8 protein-coding genes are annotated in these 16,951 nt (G+C 71.1%); 7 read left to right on the top strand and 1 reads right to left on the bottom strand.

What is annotated here, in order from left to right:
• The first annotated feature begins 139 nt into the window (after nt 1-139).
• The 4 genes from ispF (at nt 140) to glgX (ending at nt 5,427) form a co-directional block, all read left to right on the top strand.
• Nucleotides 140-718, top strand: a complete 579-nt coding sequence (gene ispF, locus EAE32_RS11045) for a 2-C-methyl-D-erythritol 2,4-cyclodiphosphate synthase (protein ID WP_243635698.1) — start codon at nt 140-142, stop codon at nt 716-718.
• Between the two features lie 76 nt (nt 719-794).
• Nucleotides 795-2,237, top strand: coding sequence for a cysteine--tRNA ligase (gene cysS, locus EAE32_RS11050; RefSeq protein WP_121865189.1), 1,443 nt, complete (start codon nt 795-797; stop codon nt 2,235-2,237).
• An 84-nt stretch (nt 2,238-2,321) separates the two neighbouring features.
• Nucleotides 2,322-3,290, top strand: coding sequence for a 23S rRNA (guanosine(2251)-2'-O)-methyltransferase RlmB (rlmB, locus tag EAE32_RS11055; protein ID WP_121865218.1), 969 nt, complete (start codon nt 2,322-2,324; stop codon nt 3,288-3,290).
• Nucleotides 3,277-5,427 (top strand): glycogen debranching protein GlgX, encoded by a 2,151-nt coding sequence (glgX, locus tag EAE32_RS11060; RefSeq protein WP_121865190.1) that lies wholly within the window; start codon nt 3,277-3,279, stop codon nt 5,425-5,427. Before rlmB ends, glgX begins: the two co-directional genes overlap by 14 nt.
• 28 nt (nt 5,428-5,455) lie before the next feature.
• Here glgX and glgP read toward each other — a convergent pair whose 3' ends face one another.
• Nucleotides 5,456-8,053 (bottom strand): alpha-glucan family phosphorylase, encoded by a 2,598-nt coding sequence (gene glgP / locus EAE32_RS11065; protein ID WP_121865191.1) that lies wholly within the window; start codon nt 8,051-8,053, stop codon nt 5,456-5,458.
• Nucleotides 8,054-8,407: 354 nt separating this feature from the next.
• On the opposite strand from glgP, the gene EAE32_RS11070 reads away from it, so the two are divergent.
• The 3 genes from EAE32_RS11070 to glgB all read left to right on the top strand — a co-directional run bounded on the left by EAE32_RS11070 (nt 8,408) and on the right by glgB (nt 16,513).
• The gene (locus EAE32_RS11070) at nt 8,408-10,441 is read left to right on the top strand and encodes an alpha-1,4-glucan--maltose-1-phosphate maltosyltransferase (protein WP_121846102.1); all 2,034 of its coding nucleotides are present in this window, start codon (nt 8,408-8,410) and stop codon (nt 10,439-10,441) included.
• A 97-nt stretch (nt 10,442-10,538) separates the two neighbouring features.
• Complete coding sequence (gene treS, locus EAE32_RS11075) at nt 10,539-12,308, top strand: maltose alpha-D-glucosyltransferase (RefSeq protein WP_121865192.1); 1,770 nt, start codon at nt 10,539-10,541, stop codon at nt 12,306-12,308.
• Nucleotides 12,309-12,373: 65 nt separating this feature from the next.
• Nucleotides 12,374-16,513 carry a 1,4-alpha-glucan branching protein GlgB gene (glgB, locus tag EAE32_RS11080; protein WP_121865193.1) on the top strand — a complete coding sequence of 1,380 codons (4,140 nt, stop codon included), beginning with the start codon at nt 12,374-12,376 and terminating at the stop codon, nt 16,511-16,513.
• Nucleotides 16,514-16,951: the final 438 nt, after the last annotated feature.

A 16,951-nucleotide genomic window follows, 5' to 3' on the forward strand; every position in this document is an offset into this window, starting at 1 on the left:
GCACCTGTGAGTACCTGGGTGCCTGGGTGCCGGGGTGCCTGGACGTGAGGACGCTCGAATGACATGGGTGCCTGCACGCCTGGTGGGGGACTGCACGCCCGACGCCCGCCCCTGAGATCGCGTCCGCCACAATGGGTCCATGACCGAGGACACCCAGCGCCACCAGGACCAGGCCCACCGGAACGACCCCCGCGCGGAGTTTCCCGCATCCCCCGGCGCCCCCGTCGGGGCATCCCCCTACCCCCTGCCCCTCGTGGGAACGGGAGTGGACGTGCACGCCTTCGGTCCGGAGGGCACCCCCCTGTGGATCGGAGGTCTGCTGTGGCCCGGAGAGCGGGGACTGAGCGGGCACTCGGACGGTGACGTGGTGGCACACGCCGCGGCGGACGCCGTGTTCTCGGCCGCCGGCGTGGGGGATCTGGGAACCCACTTCGGCACGGACCGCCCGGAGTTCGCGGGCGCTTCCGGGTGCCGGATCCTGGCGGAGGCCGTCCGGATCGTGGGGGAGGCCGGCTTCACGGTGGGCAACATCTCGGTGCAGCTCGTGGGCAACCGGCCCAAGTTCTCGCCGCGGCGGGAGGAGGCGGCCGCGGTGCTCTCGGAGGCTGCGGGCGCCCCGGTGCACCTCAGTGCCACCACCACCGACGCCCTGGGACTCACGGGCCGAGGGGAGGGCGTCGCGGCGATCGCCACCGCCCTGGTGGTGAGGGCGGCCTGAACCGGGAGGGCGTGACCGTTTCCGGCCGGGCGCAGTGCGCCGCGGCCCGTTCCGGGCGCCCCGGTAGACTGGCCCGGTGACTCTGCGCTTCTACGACACCGCCTCCGCGACCACCAAGGACTTCGTGCCCGTGCACCCCGGGCAGGCCCGGCTGTACTACTGCGGGGCCACCGTGCAGGGCGCTCCGCACATCGGCCACGTGCGCTCGGCGCTGGTCTTCGACGTCCTCGCCCGGTGGCTGCGGTTCCGCGGTCTGGAGGTCACCACGGTCCGCAACGTCACGGACATCGACGACAAGATCTTGGTCAACTCCCGCGTGTCCTTCGCGGACGACTACCGCGGTGAGCACCCGCGTGAGCCGTGGTGGGCTCTGGCCTACCGCTTCGAGCGGGTGTTCGGGGCGGCGTACGCCGCGCTCGGGATCGACCCGCCCAGCTACGAACCGCGCGCCACGGGCCACGTCCCGGAGATGCACGCGCTGATCCAGGAGCTCATCGACGTCGGCCACGCGTACCCCGCGCCCGACGGTTCCGGGGACGTCTACTTCGACGTCCGCTCGTGGCCGCGCTACGGCGAGCTCACGCGGCAGCGCGTGGAGGACATGCAGGACGCCCCGGACGCGGACCCCCGCGGAAAACGCGATCCCCGGGACTTCGCGCTGTGGAAGGGCCACAAGGAGGGCGAGCCGCTCAGCGCGTCCTGGGACTCGCCGTGGGGCCGTGGCCGCCCGGGCTGGCACCTGGAGTGCTCGGCCATGGCGGACAAGTACCTGGGTTCGCACTTCGACATCCACGGTGGCGGCCTGGACCTGCGGTTCCCGCACCACGAGAACGAGCTCGCCCAGTCCGCCGCGGCGGGCCGCGAGTTCGCGAACTTCTGGCTGCACAACGGGCTGGTGACCTACCAGGGCGAGAAGATGTCCAAGTCGATCGGCAACACGGTGTCCCCGCAGGACATGCTTCGCGAGGCCCGTCCGCTGGCCGTGCGCTACTACCTGGGACAGGCCCACTACCGTTCCGTGCTGGACTACCGCCCCACCTCCCTGCAGGAGGCCACGGCCGCCGTGGAGCGCGTGGAGTCCGCGCTCGTCGCCGCGCGCGCCGCGCAGCTGCCCCTGGACTGGCGCACCGAGGACGTCCCGGAGGAGTTCGTGGCCGCCATGGACGACGACCTCAATGTCCCGCGCGCGCTCGCCGTGCTGCACGAGACGGTCCGCGCGGCCAACTCGGCTCTCGCCGGGGCCGAGCCGCAGGCCGCCCAGCCGCTCGTGGCCGCGGTCGCCGGCATGGCGGACGTCCTCGGGCTGCTGCAGCTCATGTCGCTGGACGGGCCCCGGGACGCCGACGCCGCGGAGCACCGGGCGCTCGACGCCCTCGTCCAGGACCTGCTGGCCCAGCGCGCCGCCGCGCGGGAGGCCCGGGACTGGGCGCTCGCGGACACCCTCCGGGACCGCCTGGCGGCCGCGGGCGTCGTCGTCAAGGACGGTGCGCAGGGCTCCGCGTGGTCCGTGGAATCCTGACCCTGGCCTAAACTGGGCGCAGATCGCCGACCACCCCGGGGCGGCCCTCGCGCCGTGACCCGTGACCCCACGGAAGTAGTGACCATGGCCCAGAACAACCGCGCCGGAGCAGTCCGCAAGAAGAAGAAGGGCCCCGTCGTGGGCAGTGGCGGGCAGCGCCGGAAGGGCCTCGAGGGCCGCGGTCCCACGCCCAAGGCCGAGGACCGGGTTTACCACAAGGCCTACAAGGCCAAGCAGGCGGCCGCTCGCAAACAGCAGAACCAGCCGCGCCGCCCCCAGCGCACGGGCACCGGGCCCATCAAGGAGGACCTGGTCACCGGGCGCAACTCCGTGCTGGAGGCCCTGCGGGCGGGTGTCCCCGCCAAGACGCTCTTCGTGGCCACCAAGATCGAGGTGGACGACCGCGTCAAGGACATCCTGCAGCTGTGCGCCGAGGCGCAGGTCCCCACGCTGGAGGCCTCCCGCGGCGAGCTGGACCGGCTGTCCTCGGACGCGATCCACCAGGGCGTGGTGCTGCAGGTCCCGCCGTACGAGTACCCGGACGCGGACGAGCTCGCGGCCTCGCTCATGCACGACGCCGACGCCGCCCGCCCGCCCCTGCTGGTCGCGGCGGACGGCATCACGGATCCCCGCAACCTGGGAGCCATCATCCGCAGCGTCTCCGCGTTCGCCGGGGACGGCGTGATCCTCCCGGAGCGCCGCTCCGCCGGTGTGACCGCCACGGCCTGGAAGACCAGCTCGGGCGCGGCCGCCCGCGTGCCCGTGGCCAAGGCCACCAACCTCAACCGCACGCTGCAGAACTGCAAGAAGCAGGGCTACTTTGTGGTGGGTCTGGACGGCGGCGGGGACATGTCCCTGCCGCAGCTGGAGCTCGCCACCGAACCCCTCGTGGTGGTCGTGGGCTCGGAGGGCAAGGGGCTCTCCCGGCTGGTGACCGAGCACTGCGACGCGATCGTCTCGATCCCCATCGAGTCCGCCATGGAGTCGCTCAACGCGTCCATGGCCGTGGGGATCACGCTGTACGAGATCGCGCGCCGCCGTGCCGGCGCGTAGTCACCCCCTGGGGGTCCACCCCTCGCCGTGCGGGGACGGCACCGCGAACGTCGCGGTCTACGCCCCGGGGCTGACCACGGTGGACCTCGTGCTCCAGCGCCCCGGAGAGCCGTGGCAGCGGCTGCGCCTCGGGCACCGGGAGCACGGTGTGCACTTCGGGATCGTCCCGCGACCGCGCCACGTGCAGCGGACGGCACTCTCCGCGGCAGATCTGGCCCGGGACGTGTGCCCGGCCATGCCCGAGGGCACGCGCTACGGCTTCCTCGACGGCGACGCCGCCCCGGGCACCGTGCCGGACCCCGCGGAGGAGATCGTGCTGCTGGACCCGTACGGCCGGGGCCTCGAGCGCGTGGCCCCGCCGAGCGGCGTCGTGGACCCGGGACCGGACGCGTACGGCGGCATGTACGTCTCCGTGGTCACCGCGCAGGACCACGTGTGGCGGGACGAGGACCGCCCGGCACCCCCGTGGCGCGAGACCGTGGTCTACGAGGCCCACGTGAAGGGCCTCACCATGCTGCACCCGGACATCCCCCACGAGCTGCGCGGCACGTACGCGGGCCTGGGGCACCCGGTCATGACGGACTACCTGCGGGGCCTGGGCGTCACGGCCGTGGAGCTGCTGCCGATCCACGCGCACCTGGACGAGGCGCACCTCACGGAGAACGGGCTCAGCAACTACTGGGGCTACAACACCCTGGGCTTCTTCGCCCCGCACGCGGGCTACGCCACGGCTGCGGCGCGCGCGGCAGGGCCCACCGCGGTGCTCAACGAGTTCAAGGCCGCGGTGGACGCCCTGCACCGCGCCGGTCTGCAGGTCTTCCTGGACGTGGTGTACAACCACACGGCCGAGGGCGGGGCGGCTCAGCGCCCGTACTGCTGGCGCGGACTGGGGGAGCGGGAGTACTACCGGCACGACGAGCACGGCACCTACGTGGACGTCACCGGGTGCGGCAACTCGATGGACTTCGGCAACCCCCAGGTGGTCCGGATGGCCCTGGACTCCCTGCGCTACTGGGTCACGCAGTGCCACGTGGACGGCTTCCGCTTCGACCTCGCGCCCGAGCTGGGCCGGGACGAGCACCACCACTTCAGCCGCAACCACCCGTTCTTCGTGGCGGTGGCCGCTGATCCCGTGCTGCAGGGGGTCCGGATGATCTCCGAGCCGTGGGACGTGGGCGCCGGCGGCTGGCAGACCGGGCGCTTCCCCGCGGGGTGGGCGGACTGGAACGACCACTACCGGGACACCGTCCGGGACTTCTGGCTCTCCGGGCAGCGCACCATGCGACGCGGGGGCGGCGGAGGGACCGCCGCGCGGCTCGCGGGGGCGATCTCCGGCTCGGCCGAGCTGTTCGCGCCGCACGGGCGCACCGCGCTGGCCTCCGTCAACTTCGTCACCGCGCACGACGGCTTCACGATGCACGACCTCACGGCCTACGACGCCAAGCACAACGAGGCCAACCTGGAGCACAACGCGGACGGCACCAACGACAACCACTCGTGGAACCACGACCACGAGGGATTCTCCCCCGACGCGCACGTGCGGGCGGCCCGTGCGGCCACCGCACGGAACATGATGGCCACCCTGCTGTTCTCCCAGGGCATCCCCATGATCACCGCGGGGGACGAAGTGCTGCGCTCGCAGCAGGGCAACAACAACGCCTACTGCCAGGACAATCGGCTCTCGTGGCTGGACTGGCGGCTCACACCCCTGGACCGCGCCATGCTCCAGACCACCCAGCGGCTCATCCGGATCCGCCGGACCTTCCTGGCGGCTCAGCCCCACGACTTCCCGGCCACGCCCGAGGACGTGGTCCTGGAGTGGTTCGCGCCGCGCGGCGAGCCCATGACGGGTGAGCTGTGGCAGACGGACGGCGCCCGCGCGCTGCAGGTGCTGCTCTCGGCCCGGGAGGGCGGGGCCTGCGGGCTGTGCGTCCTCAACGGCACCGCAGCCCCCGTGGCGGCGGTCCTGCCCGCCGCCCCGGGGGCCGACGACGCCGCGGAGCGCCCCGCCCCCGAGGGCTTCCGGCTCGTGCTCGCCACGGATCCGCAGCTCGACGAGCTGACCGGCAACCGCTGGCGCGGCGGGGCCGCGGTCACGGTCCCCGCCCAGAGCGTCGCGCTGTTCACCCTGGAGTGACCAGGGGCGGCCCGGTCCGAGCGCGCGCTCAGTCCGCCGCGTTGCGGACCAGGGCGAGCTCCGCCGGGTCCGCGAGCTCCGAGCTGCACGGCAGAACGCGCACGGTGTACCCGAACGGCCCGGAGCGGTCGATCGTGAGGGGCCCCGAGAACAGGTGGCGTCCCTCGCCCAGGTCCTGTGCGGGCGCGAGCTCCGCGGACGAGCGCTCGTGCAGGTGGTCGGACTCGGACACCCGCCCGTAGCCCACCTGCACCGTGACGTCCTCGGGGGACAGGGTTCCCAGGCGCACGTAGGCGTTGACGCGCAGCTCGTCCCCGATCTGCGGCTCCTGGTGCACGCCCTGGGCGTCCACGTGCTCCACGTGGACCTCGGGCCAGGCGCGGCGGACCCGTTCGATCCAGTGCGCGGTGGCGCGGGCCGCGGCGCCGTCCTCTGCCGCGGCCCGCCGCCCCGAGACGCACGCGGGGATGTAGAGCTGCTGGACGTAGTCGGTGAGCATCCGGCGGGAGGAGACCCGCGGGCCCAGCGTGGCCAGGGTGTGGCGCACCATGGCGAGCCACTGGTGGGGCACCGGCTCGCCGCCGGCCGTGTCCCCGCTCTCGCCGTAGAAGCGCGGCGCCACGTGGTGCTCCAGGAGCTCGTAGAGCGCCGCGGCCTCCACGTCGTCCCGCTCGTCCGTGCTCGCCTTGCCGTCCGCCGTGGGGATGGCCCAGCCGTTCTGGCCGTCGTACATCTCGTCCCACCAGCCGTCCAGGACGGAGAGGTTCAGGCCGCCGTTGATCGCGGCCTTCATCCCGGACGTGCCGCACGCCTCGAGGGGTCGCAGGGGGTTGTTGAGCCACACGTCGCAGCCGGGGAACAGCACACGGGCCATGGCGATGTCGTAGTTCGGCAGGAACACGATCCGGTGGCGCACCTCGGGATCGTCCGTGAAGCGCACCAGGTCCTGAATCATGCGCTTGCCCATCTCGTCCGCGGGGTGGGACTTGCCGGCCACCACGAGCTGCACGGGACGCCGCGGGTCCAGCAGCCGCCGCTTGAGCCGCTCCGGGTCCCGCAGCATGAGCGTGAGCCGCTTGTACGTGGGCACACGACGGGCGAAGCCGATGGTCAGCACGTCCGGGTCCAGCACCGAGGCCGTCCACCCGAGCTCCGCGTCCGTGGCACCGCGCTTCTTCCAGGAGGCCCGCAGCCGCTCGCGGACGTCCAGGACCAGACGTTCGCGCAGCCCCCGGCGGGCGGCCCACAGCTCGGTGTCCGGCACGTCGTAGACCTTCCGCCAGCGGGCGGCCGGTTCGGCGTCGTTCTCCTCCGGCTCCACGGCGAGGTCCCACACCAAGGGGTCGATCCACGAAGGGACGTGCACGCCGTTGGTCACGGACGTGATGGGCACCTCGTCCGCGTCGAAGCCCTGCCAGAGCCCCTGGAACATGGAGCGGGAGACCGAGCCGTGCAGCTTGGCCACGCCGTTGGCGCGCTGGGCCAGGCGCAGGCCCATGACCGCCATGTTGAACTTGCCGGGATCGCCGTCCGGGCAGGTCTCGGCGCCCAGCTCCAGCACACGGTCCACGGGCACGTCCGGGGTGAGCCCGGCACGGAAGTAGTGCTCCACCTGGGCCCGCTCGAAGCGGTCGATGCCCGCGGGCACCGGGGTGTGGGTGGTGAACACGGTGGCCGCGCGCACCGCGGTGAGTGCCTCGTCCCAGGTCATGGGCTGCCGCCCGGCGCCGGGGTTCATGAGCTCCTGGACGCGTTCGATGCCCAGGAAGCCGGCGTGGCCCTCGTTGCAGTGGAACACCTCGGGCGCGGGTGCGCCGGTGAGGCGGCTGTGGATGCGCAGCGCACGGGTGCCGCCCATGCCCAGCAGCAGCTCCTGCTGCAGCCGGTGGTCGCTGCCGCCGCCGTACAGCCGGTCCGTGACGGTGCGCGCGGCGTCGTCGTTGTCTGGGATGTTGGAGTCCAGCAGGAGGAGGGGCACCCGGCCCACGTCCGCGCGCCAGATCTGGGCCGCGAGCGTGCGGCCGTCCGGAAGCGGCAGGCGCACGCGCGCCGGCGTGCCGTCCGCCTCGCGCAGCAGGGTGAGGGGGAGCTCGTCCGGGTCCAGCACGGGGTAGGTCTCCTGCTGCCAGCCGTCGCGGGACAGGGACTGCTTGAAGTAGCCCGCCTGGTAGAACAGCCCCACGCCGAGCACCGGGATGCCCATGTCGGACGCGGTCTTGAGGTGGTCTCCGGCCAGGATGCCCAGCCCGCCGGAGTACTGCGGCAGGGCGGAGGTGATGCCGTACTCGGCCGAGAAGTACGCGATGGCCGCAGGCGCGTCGGGCCCCTGCGTCCGCTGGTACCAGTGCGGCTCGTGGAGGTAGGTCTGCAGATCCGCGTCGAGCTCGCGCACGCGGGCCACGAGGTCCGGATCCTGGGCGAGCTGCTGGATCTCCTCGCGCGTCAGCGAGCCCAGGAGTTTGACGGGGTCGCCGTGGACGGCCTCCCAGGCCCGGGGGCTGAGCTGGGTGAAGAGGTCCTCGGTGGGCTTGTGCCAGGACCAGCGGAGGTTCCTGGCGAGCCGCCCCAGCGGGGCGATCGACTCGGGGAGGACGGTGCGGACGGTGAACCTGCGGATTGCCTTCACCCCTGCGAGCCTAGCGGGTGGGGTCCGTCCGGTGGGCGTGCCCCATCGTGTGACGGCCGCGCGCCTGCGTGGTGCTTCACGGCCTTAAGAATCCCGGCGATAGTCGGTAACGTTGGGCCCGTGTCGCAGCAGAACCAGCCCTCAGGCCGTCGCCCCTCCGAGACCGCACCGGACATCCCTGCGGGTGGTGCCCACCCCGACGTGGGGTCCCGCCTGACCCCGCCGCTGCCGGCCACGGGCGTTCCCGACGTCGCTCCCTCCGTCCACCGCGCGCGCCGGGACACGGCGCCCACTGAACCGACCACACGCGAGCAGGAGACCGGGGCCCACGGCTCCGGCACCGAGGAGGACAGCATGGACTTCCCGTCCGAGGACCTGGTGTACGGCCGCATCCCCGTCTCCGACGTGAGCCCGGTGGTCGAGGGCGGGCGCTTCCCGGCCACCGCCGTACCGGGCGAGGACATCCGGGTGGGCGCCACCGTCTTCCGCGAGGGCCACGACTCCCTGGGCGTGACCGCTGTGCTCTACGACCCCGACGGACGCGAGGCGCAGCGCCGCCGCATGACACTCGTGGCTCCCGGGACCGACCGCTACGAGGCGTGGCTGCGCCCCGAGTACGAGGGCCGGTGGAGCTTCGCGGTCGAGGGCTGGTCCGACCTCTACGACACGTGGCACCACGCCGCCCAGATCAAGCTCGGTGTGGGCCAGGACGTGGAGCTCATGTTCCAGGAGGCGTGCCTGCTGTTCGACGCCGCCTCCAAGGAGTCGGACCGCAGCCACGCCGAGGTGCGCGCGTTCGAGGACGCCGCCGCGGCCATGCGGGACACCACCCGCTCGGCGGACGAGCGGTGGGAGATCGCGACGTCCCAGCAGCTGCGTGACGCCGTGGCCGAACGCCCCCTGCGGGACCTGCTGAGCTCCTCGCCGCACTACCCGGTGGAGGTGGAGCGCGAGGCCGCGGGCCGGGGCTCCTGGTACGAGTTCTTCCCGCGCTCCGAGGGCGCCGTCTACGACCCCGAGACCGGGACCTGGACCTCGGGCACGTTCCGCACCGCCACGGCGGCCCTGGACCGTGCCGCGAGCATGGGCTTCGACGTCGCGTACCTGCCGCCCATCCACCCGATCGGCCGCAACCACCGCAAGGGGCCGAACAACACGCTCGTGGCGGGCGAGCAGGACCCCGGCTCCCCGTGGGCCATCGGCGGACCGGAGGGTGGCCACGACGCGATCCACCCGGACCTCGGGACGTTCGAGGACTTCGACGCGTTCGTGGGCCACGCCCACGAGCTCGGACTGGAGGTGGCGCTGGACCTCGCCCTGCAGGCGTCCCCCGACCACCCGTGGGTCCAGGAGCACCCGCAGTGGTTCACCACGCGCGCGGACGGCAGCATCGCGTACGCCGAGAACCCGCCCAAGAAGTACCAGGACATCTACCCCCTGAACTTCGACAACGACCCGCAGGGGCTCGCGAACGAGGTGCTGCGCGTGGTGCAGCTGTGGATCAGCCACGGCGTGGACATCTTCCGCGTGGACAACCCCCACACCAAGCCCCTCTGGTTCTGGGAGTGGCTGATCGCCCGCGTCCGTGAGGAGCACCCGGACACCGTGTTCCTGGCGGAGGCGTTCACCCGCCCGGCCATGATGCAGGGCCTGGCCAAGGCCGGGTTCCAGCAGTCCTACTCCTACTTCACGTGGCGCAACACCAAGGAGGAGATCGAGGAGTACCTCGAGGAGGTCTCGCACGAGACCTCGGGCTTCTACCGCCCCAACTTCTTCGTGAACACCCCGGATATCCTCACCGAGTACCTGCAGTTCGGCGGGCCGGCGGCGTTCAAGGTGCGCGCGGCGCTCGCCGCCACGGCGTCCCCGCTGTGGGGCGTCTACGCGGGCTTCGAGCTCTTCGAGCACGTGGCGCGTCCCGGCGCGGAGGAGTACATCGACAACGAGAAGTTCCAGCTGCGTCCCCGCGACTTCCGCGGTGCCGGGGAGCGCGGGGAGTCGCTGGCCCCGTACATCACGCGGCTGAACCAGATCCGCCGGGACCACCCGGCCCTGGGCGACCTGCAGAACCTGACCCTGCAGAGCGCCTCGGACGATGCGATCGTGGCGTTCAGCAAGACCAAGACCGTGCAGCGGGACGGCGTGGACGTGAAGGACACCGTGATCACGGTCATCAACACGGATCCGCACGCCACCCGCGAGGCCACCGTGTGGCTGGACCTCGACTCCCTGGACCTGCGGGACGAGGACTTCAACGAGGACGGATCGTTCTGGGTGGATGACCTCATCTCCGGCGCGAGCTGGAAGTGGGGCACCCACAACTACGTCCGTCTGGACCCGTACGTGGAGCCCGCGCACGTGCTGAGCATTCGCCGCAGCGTGAGGTGAGGCGCCACCGACGCCGCCGGGAGACCGGTGGCGACGGTGCGTCGCCCACCACCCCGTCCGTTCCATCCGTCTCCGCGAGAGGGCAGTCCCGCCAGCCATGAGCACCACTCCTTTCCACCTCAACGCTCCCGGGATCGCCCACGACCCCGACTGGTTCCGCAAGGCCGTGTTCTACGAGGTCCTCGTCAGGGCGTTCTCGGACGCCAACGGGGACGGCTCGGGGGACTTCACCGGGCTCATCGACAAGCTCGACTACCTGCAGTGGCTCGGCATCGACTGCCTGTGGCTGCCGCCCTTCTACGAGTCCCCGCTGCGCGACGGCGGCTACGACATCTCCGACTACTACTCCGTGCTGGACGAGTTCGGCACCGTGAGCGACTTCAAGCGACTCGTCGCTGAGGCCCACGCCCGCGGGCTGCGCGTGATCACGGACCTGCCGCTGAACCACACCTCGGACCAGCACCCGTGGTTCCAGGCCTCGCGCGAGGACCCGGAGGGCCCCTACGGGGACTTCTACGTGTGGTCCGACACGGACGAGAAGTACCAGGACGCGCGCATCATCTTCGTGGACACCGAGGTCTCCAACTGGACCTTCGACCCGGTGCGCCGGCAGTTCTTCTGGCACCGGTTCTTCTCCCACCAGCCGGACCTGAACTTCGAGAACCCCAAGGTCGTCGAGGCCGTGTTCGACGTGGTGAAGTTCTGGCTGGACATGGGCATCGACGGCTTCCGCGCGGACGCCATCCCCTACCTCATCGAGGAGGAGGGCACGAACTGCGAGAACCTCCCCGGCACGCACGACTTCCTCGTGAAGCTGCGCGAGATGGTGGACCGTGAGTACCCGGGCCGCGTGATCGTGGCGGAGGCCAACCAGATGCCCCACGAGGTCGTGGAGTACTTCGGCACGGAGGAGTCCCCCGAGTGCCACATGTGCTTCCACTTCCCGATCATGCCGCGGATCTACTACTCGCTGCGGGACCAGAAGGCCGCGCCCATCGTCTCCACCATGGAGAACACGCCGCAGATCCCGCGCGGCACCCAGTGGGGCACGTTCCTGCGCAACCACGACGAGCTCACGCTGGAGATGGTCACGAGCGAGGAGCGCCAGGCCATGCTCGGCTGGTATGCGCCGGACTCCCGCATGCGCGCGAACATCGGCATCCGACGCCGCCTGGCGCCCCTGCTGGACAACTCGCGCGCCGAGCTGGAGCTCGCCCACGCGCTGCTGCTGTCCCTGCCCGGCTCGCCGTTCCTGTACTACGGGGACGAGATCGGCATGGGGGACAACATCTGGCTGGACGACCGCGACGCCTCCCGCACGCCCATGCAGTGGACCCCGGACCGCAACGCCGGGTTCTCCACGGCGGACCCGGGCAAGCTCTACCTGCCCGTGGTGCAGTCCCTCGTCTACAACTATGCCCAGACGAACGTGGAGACCCAGCTGGCGTCCTCCTCGTCCCTGCTGCACTGGATCCGGCAGATGCTCATGGTCCGCAAGGCCCACCCCGCGTTCGGCATGGGCGAGTACGTCAACGTGGCCACGGACCACGAGTCCGTGCTCGCGTTCCTGCGTCGGCTGGACCCGCAGGACGCGGAGGACGGGGTCGGGGAGACCCTGCTGTGCATCTTCAACCTCGCGCACGTCCCGGCGAGCTGCTCGGTGCACCTCGCGGAGTACGCGGGCCGGGGCACGAGGGAGCTGTTCGGCGGTGAGCCCTTCGGCGAGTTCTCGGACACGGGTGACTACCGCATCACGCTGGGCTCGCAGGACTTCTTCTGGCTGCGCCTGCGGACGGCGCCCACCACGGACGGCAACCACCCCGAGACGGTGGCCATGCCCATCATCAGGCCCGCGCGCGGCGAATGAGGGTCCGCGGGGCGGACCCGCACGCGCACGAGAGAGTTCTACCGGACGAAAGCGGGGGAGATGTCATGACGGATCAGCAGGTGCTCGACAGGTTGCGGGTGTGGCTGCCGCGGCAGCGGTGGTTCCCGTTCACGGCCACCCCGGACCAGCTGCGGCTCACGGTGGTGGGACGCGCGGGGCTGGACGGCGGTGACAGCTGGGACGCCCAGCCGGGACGCGAGCGCATCATGTTCCTGGTGCAGGTCACCGTGGGGGAGCGTAGCGAGCTGCTCAACGTCCCCGTGGTGCGCAGCACGGAACCTCTTCCCGCGCTCGAGCGGTTCACGATCGGCAGCTACGACGCGGACGGCCCGGACCGTGCGCTCCCCGAGCAGCTGGTGGCGGGAGCGGAGGCATCGGCCTCGTTCCTGCGCCGCGCGGTGTCCCAGGCCGGTGTGATGTGGGACCGGCGGAAGGGCACGCGCTCCGGTGACCCCGGGTCCGCGGAGCGGAAGCCCACGGGTGCGGCCACGGGCCAGGACGCCGTCGGCGCCTCCGAGGAGCCCGCGACCGTCCACCTCTACGACGCGGTGGGGGACCCCGGGTTCATGGACCGCGTGCTGCGCATGATGGACGCGCAGCTCACGGAGGGCGGTGTGCTGCGCCACGGAATGGGTCTGCACGGTCGGTACACGGGTGCCCTGAACACCGACTACCGGATCGCCACCGCCGACCAGGTGCAGGTGATCTCCTCCGAGCAGTCGAACACCTCGGTGATCCTGCGCCCGGCGGAGACGGACGCGGAGGACTCCGCGCTGCGCGGGGACGCCGTGATCGTGAAGTTCTTCCGCGTGGTGGGCGAGGGGCGCAACCCGGACGTCGAGGTGGGCGTGAAGCTCACCTCGCATGGTTCCTCCGCGGTCCCCGCGACCGCCGGGTGGATCGACGCCCAGTGGCGCCAGGGCCTCGTGACCACGTCCGGCCAGCTGGCCGTGGCGGCGCAGTTCCTGGAGGACTCGCGGGACGCCTGGGCCGTCGCCGTGGCGGCAGCCACCGAGGGCCGGGACTTCACCGCGCTCGCCGAGGACCTGGGAGCAACCACCGCGCGTGTCCACGCGGACCTGCTGACGGCCTTCGAGCCGGCCCCGGTGGACGACGCCGCACGGCGCCGCTTCCTGGAGGACCTCGCCTCGCGCGTGCGCTGGGCCTGGGAGACCTGCGGGGAGCAGTTCCAGGAGTTCACCCCGGAGCTGGACGCCCTGCTGAGCGAGCTGTCAGAGGTGCGTGAGATCCCTGCGCTGCAGCGCATCCACGGCGACTACCACCTGGGCCAGGTGCTGCACAACGACGCCCAGGGCTTCCGCATCCTGGACTTCGAGGGTGAGCCGCTGCGCCCCATCAAGGAGCGGGTGCGCCCGGACGTGGTGCTGCGGGACGTCGTGGGCATGCTGCGTTCCTTCGACTACGCGGGGGCCATGGCCGCATGCGAGCGCGAGCAGGACATGGGCGCGTGGACCGCGGCCGTCTCGGACGCCTTCCTGCGGGGCTACCGCACCACGAGCGGCGCCGGCGTGGACACGGACTCCGTGCTCTACCGGGCCCTGTGGCTGGACAAGGCCCTCTACGAAGTGGTCTACGAGCAGCGCAACCGACCCGACTGGGTGCGAGTGCCGGCGGACGCCGTGGTTCGTTCGCTTGAGCGTGCACGCTCCCGTACCGTGAACGGAGAGAACCACGAGAGCCATACGACATCGTCCAGAACTGAGGATTTCGTGACCACCGAGCAGCCCCGTCCCACCGATCCCGCAGCCCCCGAGTCCGAGGCAGGTGCGGCGGTTCCCGTTCCGGGGAGCGCGCAGCACGACGCCGCCCGGTCGGCGCCCGAGCACACCGCTGTCCCCGGCGAGCAGCCCGCGTCAACCGCCGGCACCGAGGCCCGTGAGGAGGCGGCGGGCCCCGCCGCCGGTGACGATGCGGTGGAGACCGGACCCGTGGCCGTGACCGAGGACGTGCTCGCGGCCGTCGCCGAGGGACGCTTCCATGACCCCCACTCCGTGCTCGGTGCCCATCCCAACGCGGACGGCACCGTGACCATCCGCACGCTGCGGCGTTTCGCCACGGCCGTGTCGGTCCGCACCCCGGACGGCACGTTCCCGCTCGAGCACGAGTGGGGCGGCATCTTCACGGGCGTGGTCCCGGCGCACGACGAGGGCCGGATCCCCGACTACCGCGTGGAGGTGGAGTACGCCGGGAAGGAGCCGGAGCTCGTGGACGACCCGTACCGGTTCGCCCCGACCCTCGGCGAGCTGGACCTGCACCTGATCGGGGAGGGACGCCACGAGACCCTGTGGGACGTGCTCGGCGCACACGTGCGCCGGTACCCCTCGCCCCTCGGCGAGGTCACCGGTGTCAGCTTCGCGGTGTGGGCACCGAATGCCCAGGCCGTGCGCGTGATCGGGGACTTCAACGGCTGGGACGGCTCCGAGCACGCCATGCGCTCGCTGGGCTCCAGCGGCGTGTGGGAGCTCTTCGTCCCGGGCAGGAAGTCCGGGGACACCTACAAGTTCCGCATCCAGGGTGCGGACGGGGCCTGGCGGGACAAGGCGGACCCCATGGCGTTCGGCACCGAGATCCCGCCGTCCACCGCGTCCCGCGTGTGCGAGTCCGAGTACGAGTTCCGGGACCAGGAGTGGATGGCCGCGCGGGCCGCGAAGGATCCGCACAACGCGCCCATGAGCGTGTACGAGATGCACATCGGCTCCTGGCGGATGGGTCTGGGGTACGTGGACCTGGCCCGGGAGCTGGTGGAGTACCTCACGTGGCAGGGCTTCACCCACGTGGAGTTCATGCCCGTGGCCGAGCACCCGTTCGGCGGGTCCTGGGGCTACCAGGTCACCGGCTACTACGCGCCGTCGTCCCGCTTCGGTTCCCCGGACGAGTTCCGCTACCTCGTGGACCAGCTGCACCAGGCCGGCATCGGCGTGCTCGTGGACTGGGTCCCGGGACACTTCCCCAAGGACGAGTGGGCGCTGGCCAACTTCGACGGCCAGCCGCTGTACGAGCACCCGGACCCCCGCCGGGGCGAGCACAAGGACTGGGGCACGCTGATCTTCGACTACGGGCGCCGGGAGGTGCGCAACTTCCTGGTGGCCAACGCCAACTACTGGCTCGAGGAGTTCCACGTGGACGGGCTGCGCGTGGACGCCGTGGCCTCCATGCTCTACCTCGACTACTCCCGCAACGACGGGGAGTGGGAGCCCAACCAGTACGGCGGGCGCGAGAACCTGGAGGCGATCGCCTTCCTGCAGGAGGCGAACGCCACGGCGTACCGGCGCAACCCGGGAATCGTGATGATCGCGGAGGAGTCCACGTCCTTCCCCGGTGTCACCAAGCCCACGAGCGCGGGCGGGCTGGGCTTCGGCATCAAGTGGAACATGGGCTGGATGCACGACAGCCTCGAGTACATGGCCGAGGACCCGATCAACAGGCACTACCACCACAACAAGGCCACGTTCTCCATGGTCTACGCGTTCTCGGAGAACTTCATCCTGCCCATCTCGCACGACGAGGTCGTGTACGGCAAGGGTTCCCTGCTGCGCAAGATGCCGGGTGACCGGTGGCAGCAGCTCGCGAACGTCCGGGCGTACCTGGCGTACATGTGGGCGCACCCGGGCAAGCAGCTGATCTTCATGGGCACGGAGTACGCCCAGGAGTCGGAGTGGTCGCAGGAGCACGGCCTGGACTGGTGGCTGTCCGAGACCCCGCCGCACCACGGCGTGCAGGAGCTGGTCAAGAGCCTCAACGAGGTCTACCGCAGCACCCCCGCGCTCTACGCCCGTGACAACGACCCCTCGGGCTTCGAGTGGATCGACGCGAACGACGCGAAGCGGAACACCCTGTCCTTCACCCGGTGGGACGACCAGGGCAACCCGCTCGTGTGCATCGCGAACTTCGCAGGCAACACCCACGAGCGATTCCGCCTGGGCCTGCCGTGGGCGGGGGAGTGGGAAGAGGTGCTCAACACCGACTCCGAGATCTTCGGCGGATCGGGAGTGGGCAATCTCGGCCGGGTGGTCGCCACCGAGGGTGCTTTCAACGACAAGCCCGCCTCCGCCGAGGTGACGGTGCCCCCGCTGGCCGTGCTGTTCCTCAAGCCGGCCACGGGACGGGGAACCAGCAGCACCGGAGGAGACGGCACGGGCCGGGTGGTGGGCGAGAGCGTCTGAGCTCCCGGAGTCCGCCCGGTACCACGCGGACTCGCGCACGGACCATGGCAGACGGCGCACGGCAGACCCGCGGATGGCAACGGCCACCGCGGGTTTGTCGTATCGGTGGGCCGCGTGTAATGTCTTCCGAGTTGCCACGGCGCTGGTCGAAAAGACCGGAGCAGGCAACAAGACCGGGAACTACCGGAAACATGCAGGCTGGCAACCGCCGGAGCGTGTGGTATGGTTGATCCCCGCAAGGCACCGAAGACCGGATGTCAAGCACCGCAGCGCAGAGTTCACCTCAAGTTGCGAGAGCGAGCATCCGCCGGTAACCTTGCAGACCGCAACCGATCGTGGTGGCCCTGTGGTGGGGAGCTGTGATGTGGTGTGTTGTTTGTCAACTCAATAGTGTGTCTAGTTTGTTGATACCAAAGATTTTGATTGTTTTTGGTTGAT

Source organism: Kocuria tytonicola, assembly GCF_003687175.1.
GTDB classification, from domain to species: Bacteria; Actinomycetota; Actinomycetes; order Actinomycetales; family Micrococcaceae; genus Kocuria; species Kocuria tytonicola.

What these genes read in the sequence shown, in the direction of transcription:
- treS (WP_121865192.1), top strand. Translation starts at nt 10,539, where the DNA reads ATGAGCACCACTCCTTTCCACCTCAACGCTCCCGGGATCGCCCACGAC.
- ispF (WP_243635698.1), top strand. Translation starts at nt 140, where the DNA reads ATGACCGAGGACACCCAGCGCCACCAGGACCAGGCCCACCGGAACGAC.
- EAE32_RS11070 (WP_121846102.1), top strand. Translation starts at nt 8,408, where the DNA reads ATGGACTTCCCGTCCGAGGACCTGGTGTACGGCCGCATCCCCGTCTCC.
- rlmB (WP_121865218.1), top strand. Translation starts at nt 2,322, where the DNA reads ATGGCCCAGAACAACCGCGCCGGAGCAGTCCGCAAGAAGAAGAAGGGC.
- glgB (WP_121865193.1), top strand. Translation starts at nt 12,374, where the DNA reads ATGACGGATCAGCAGGTGCTCGACAGGTTGCGGGTGTGGCTGCCGCGG.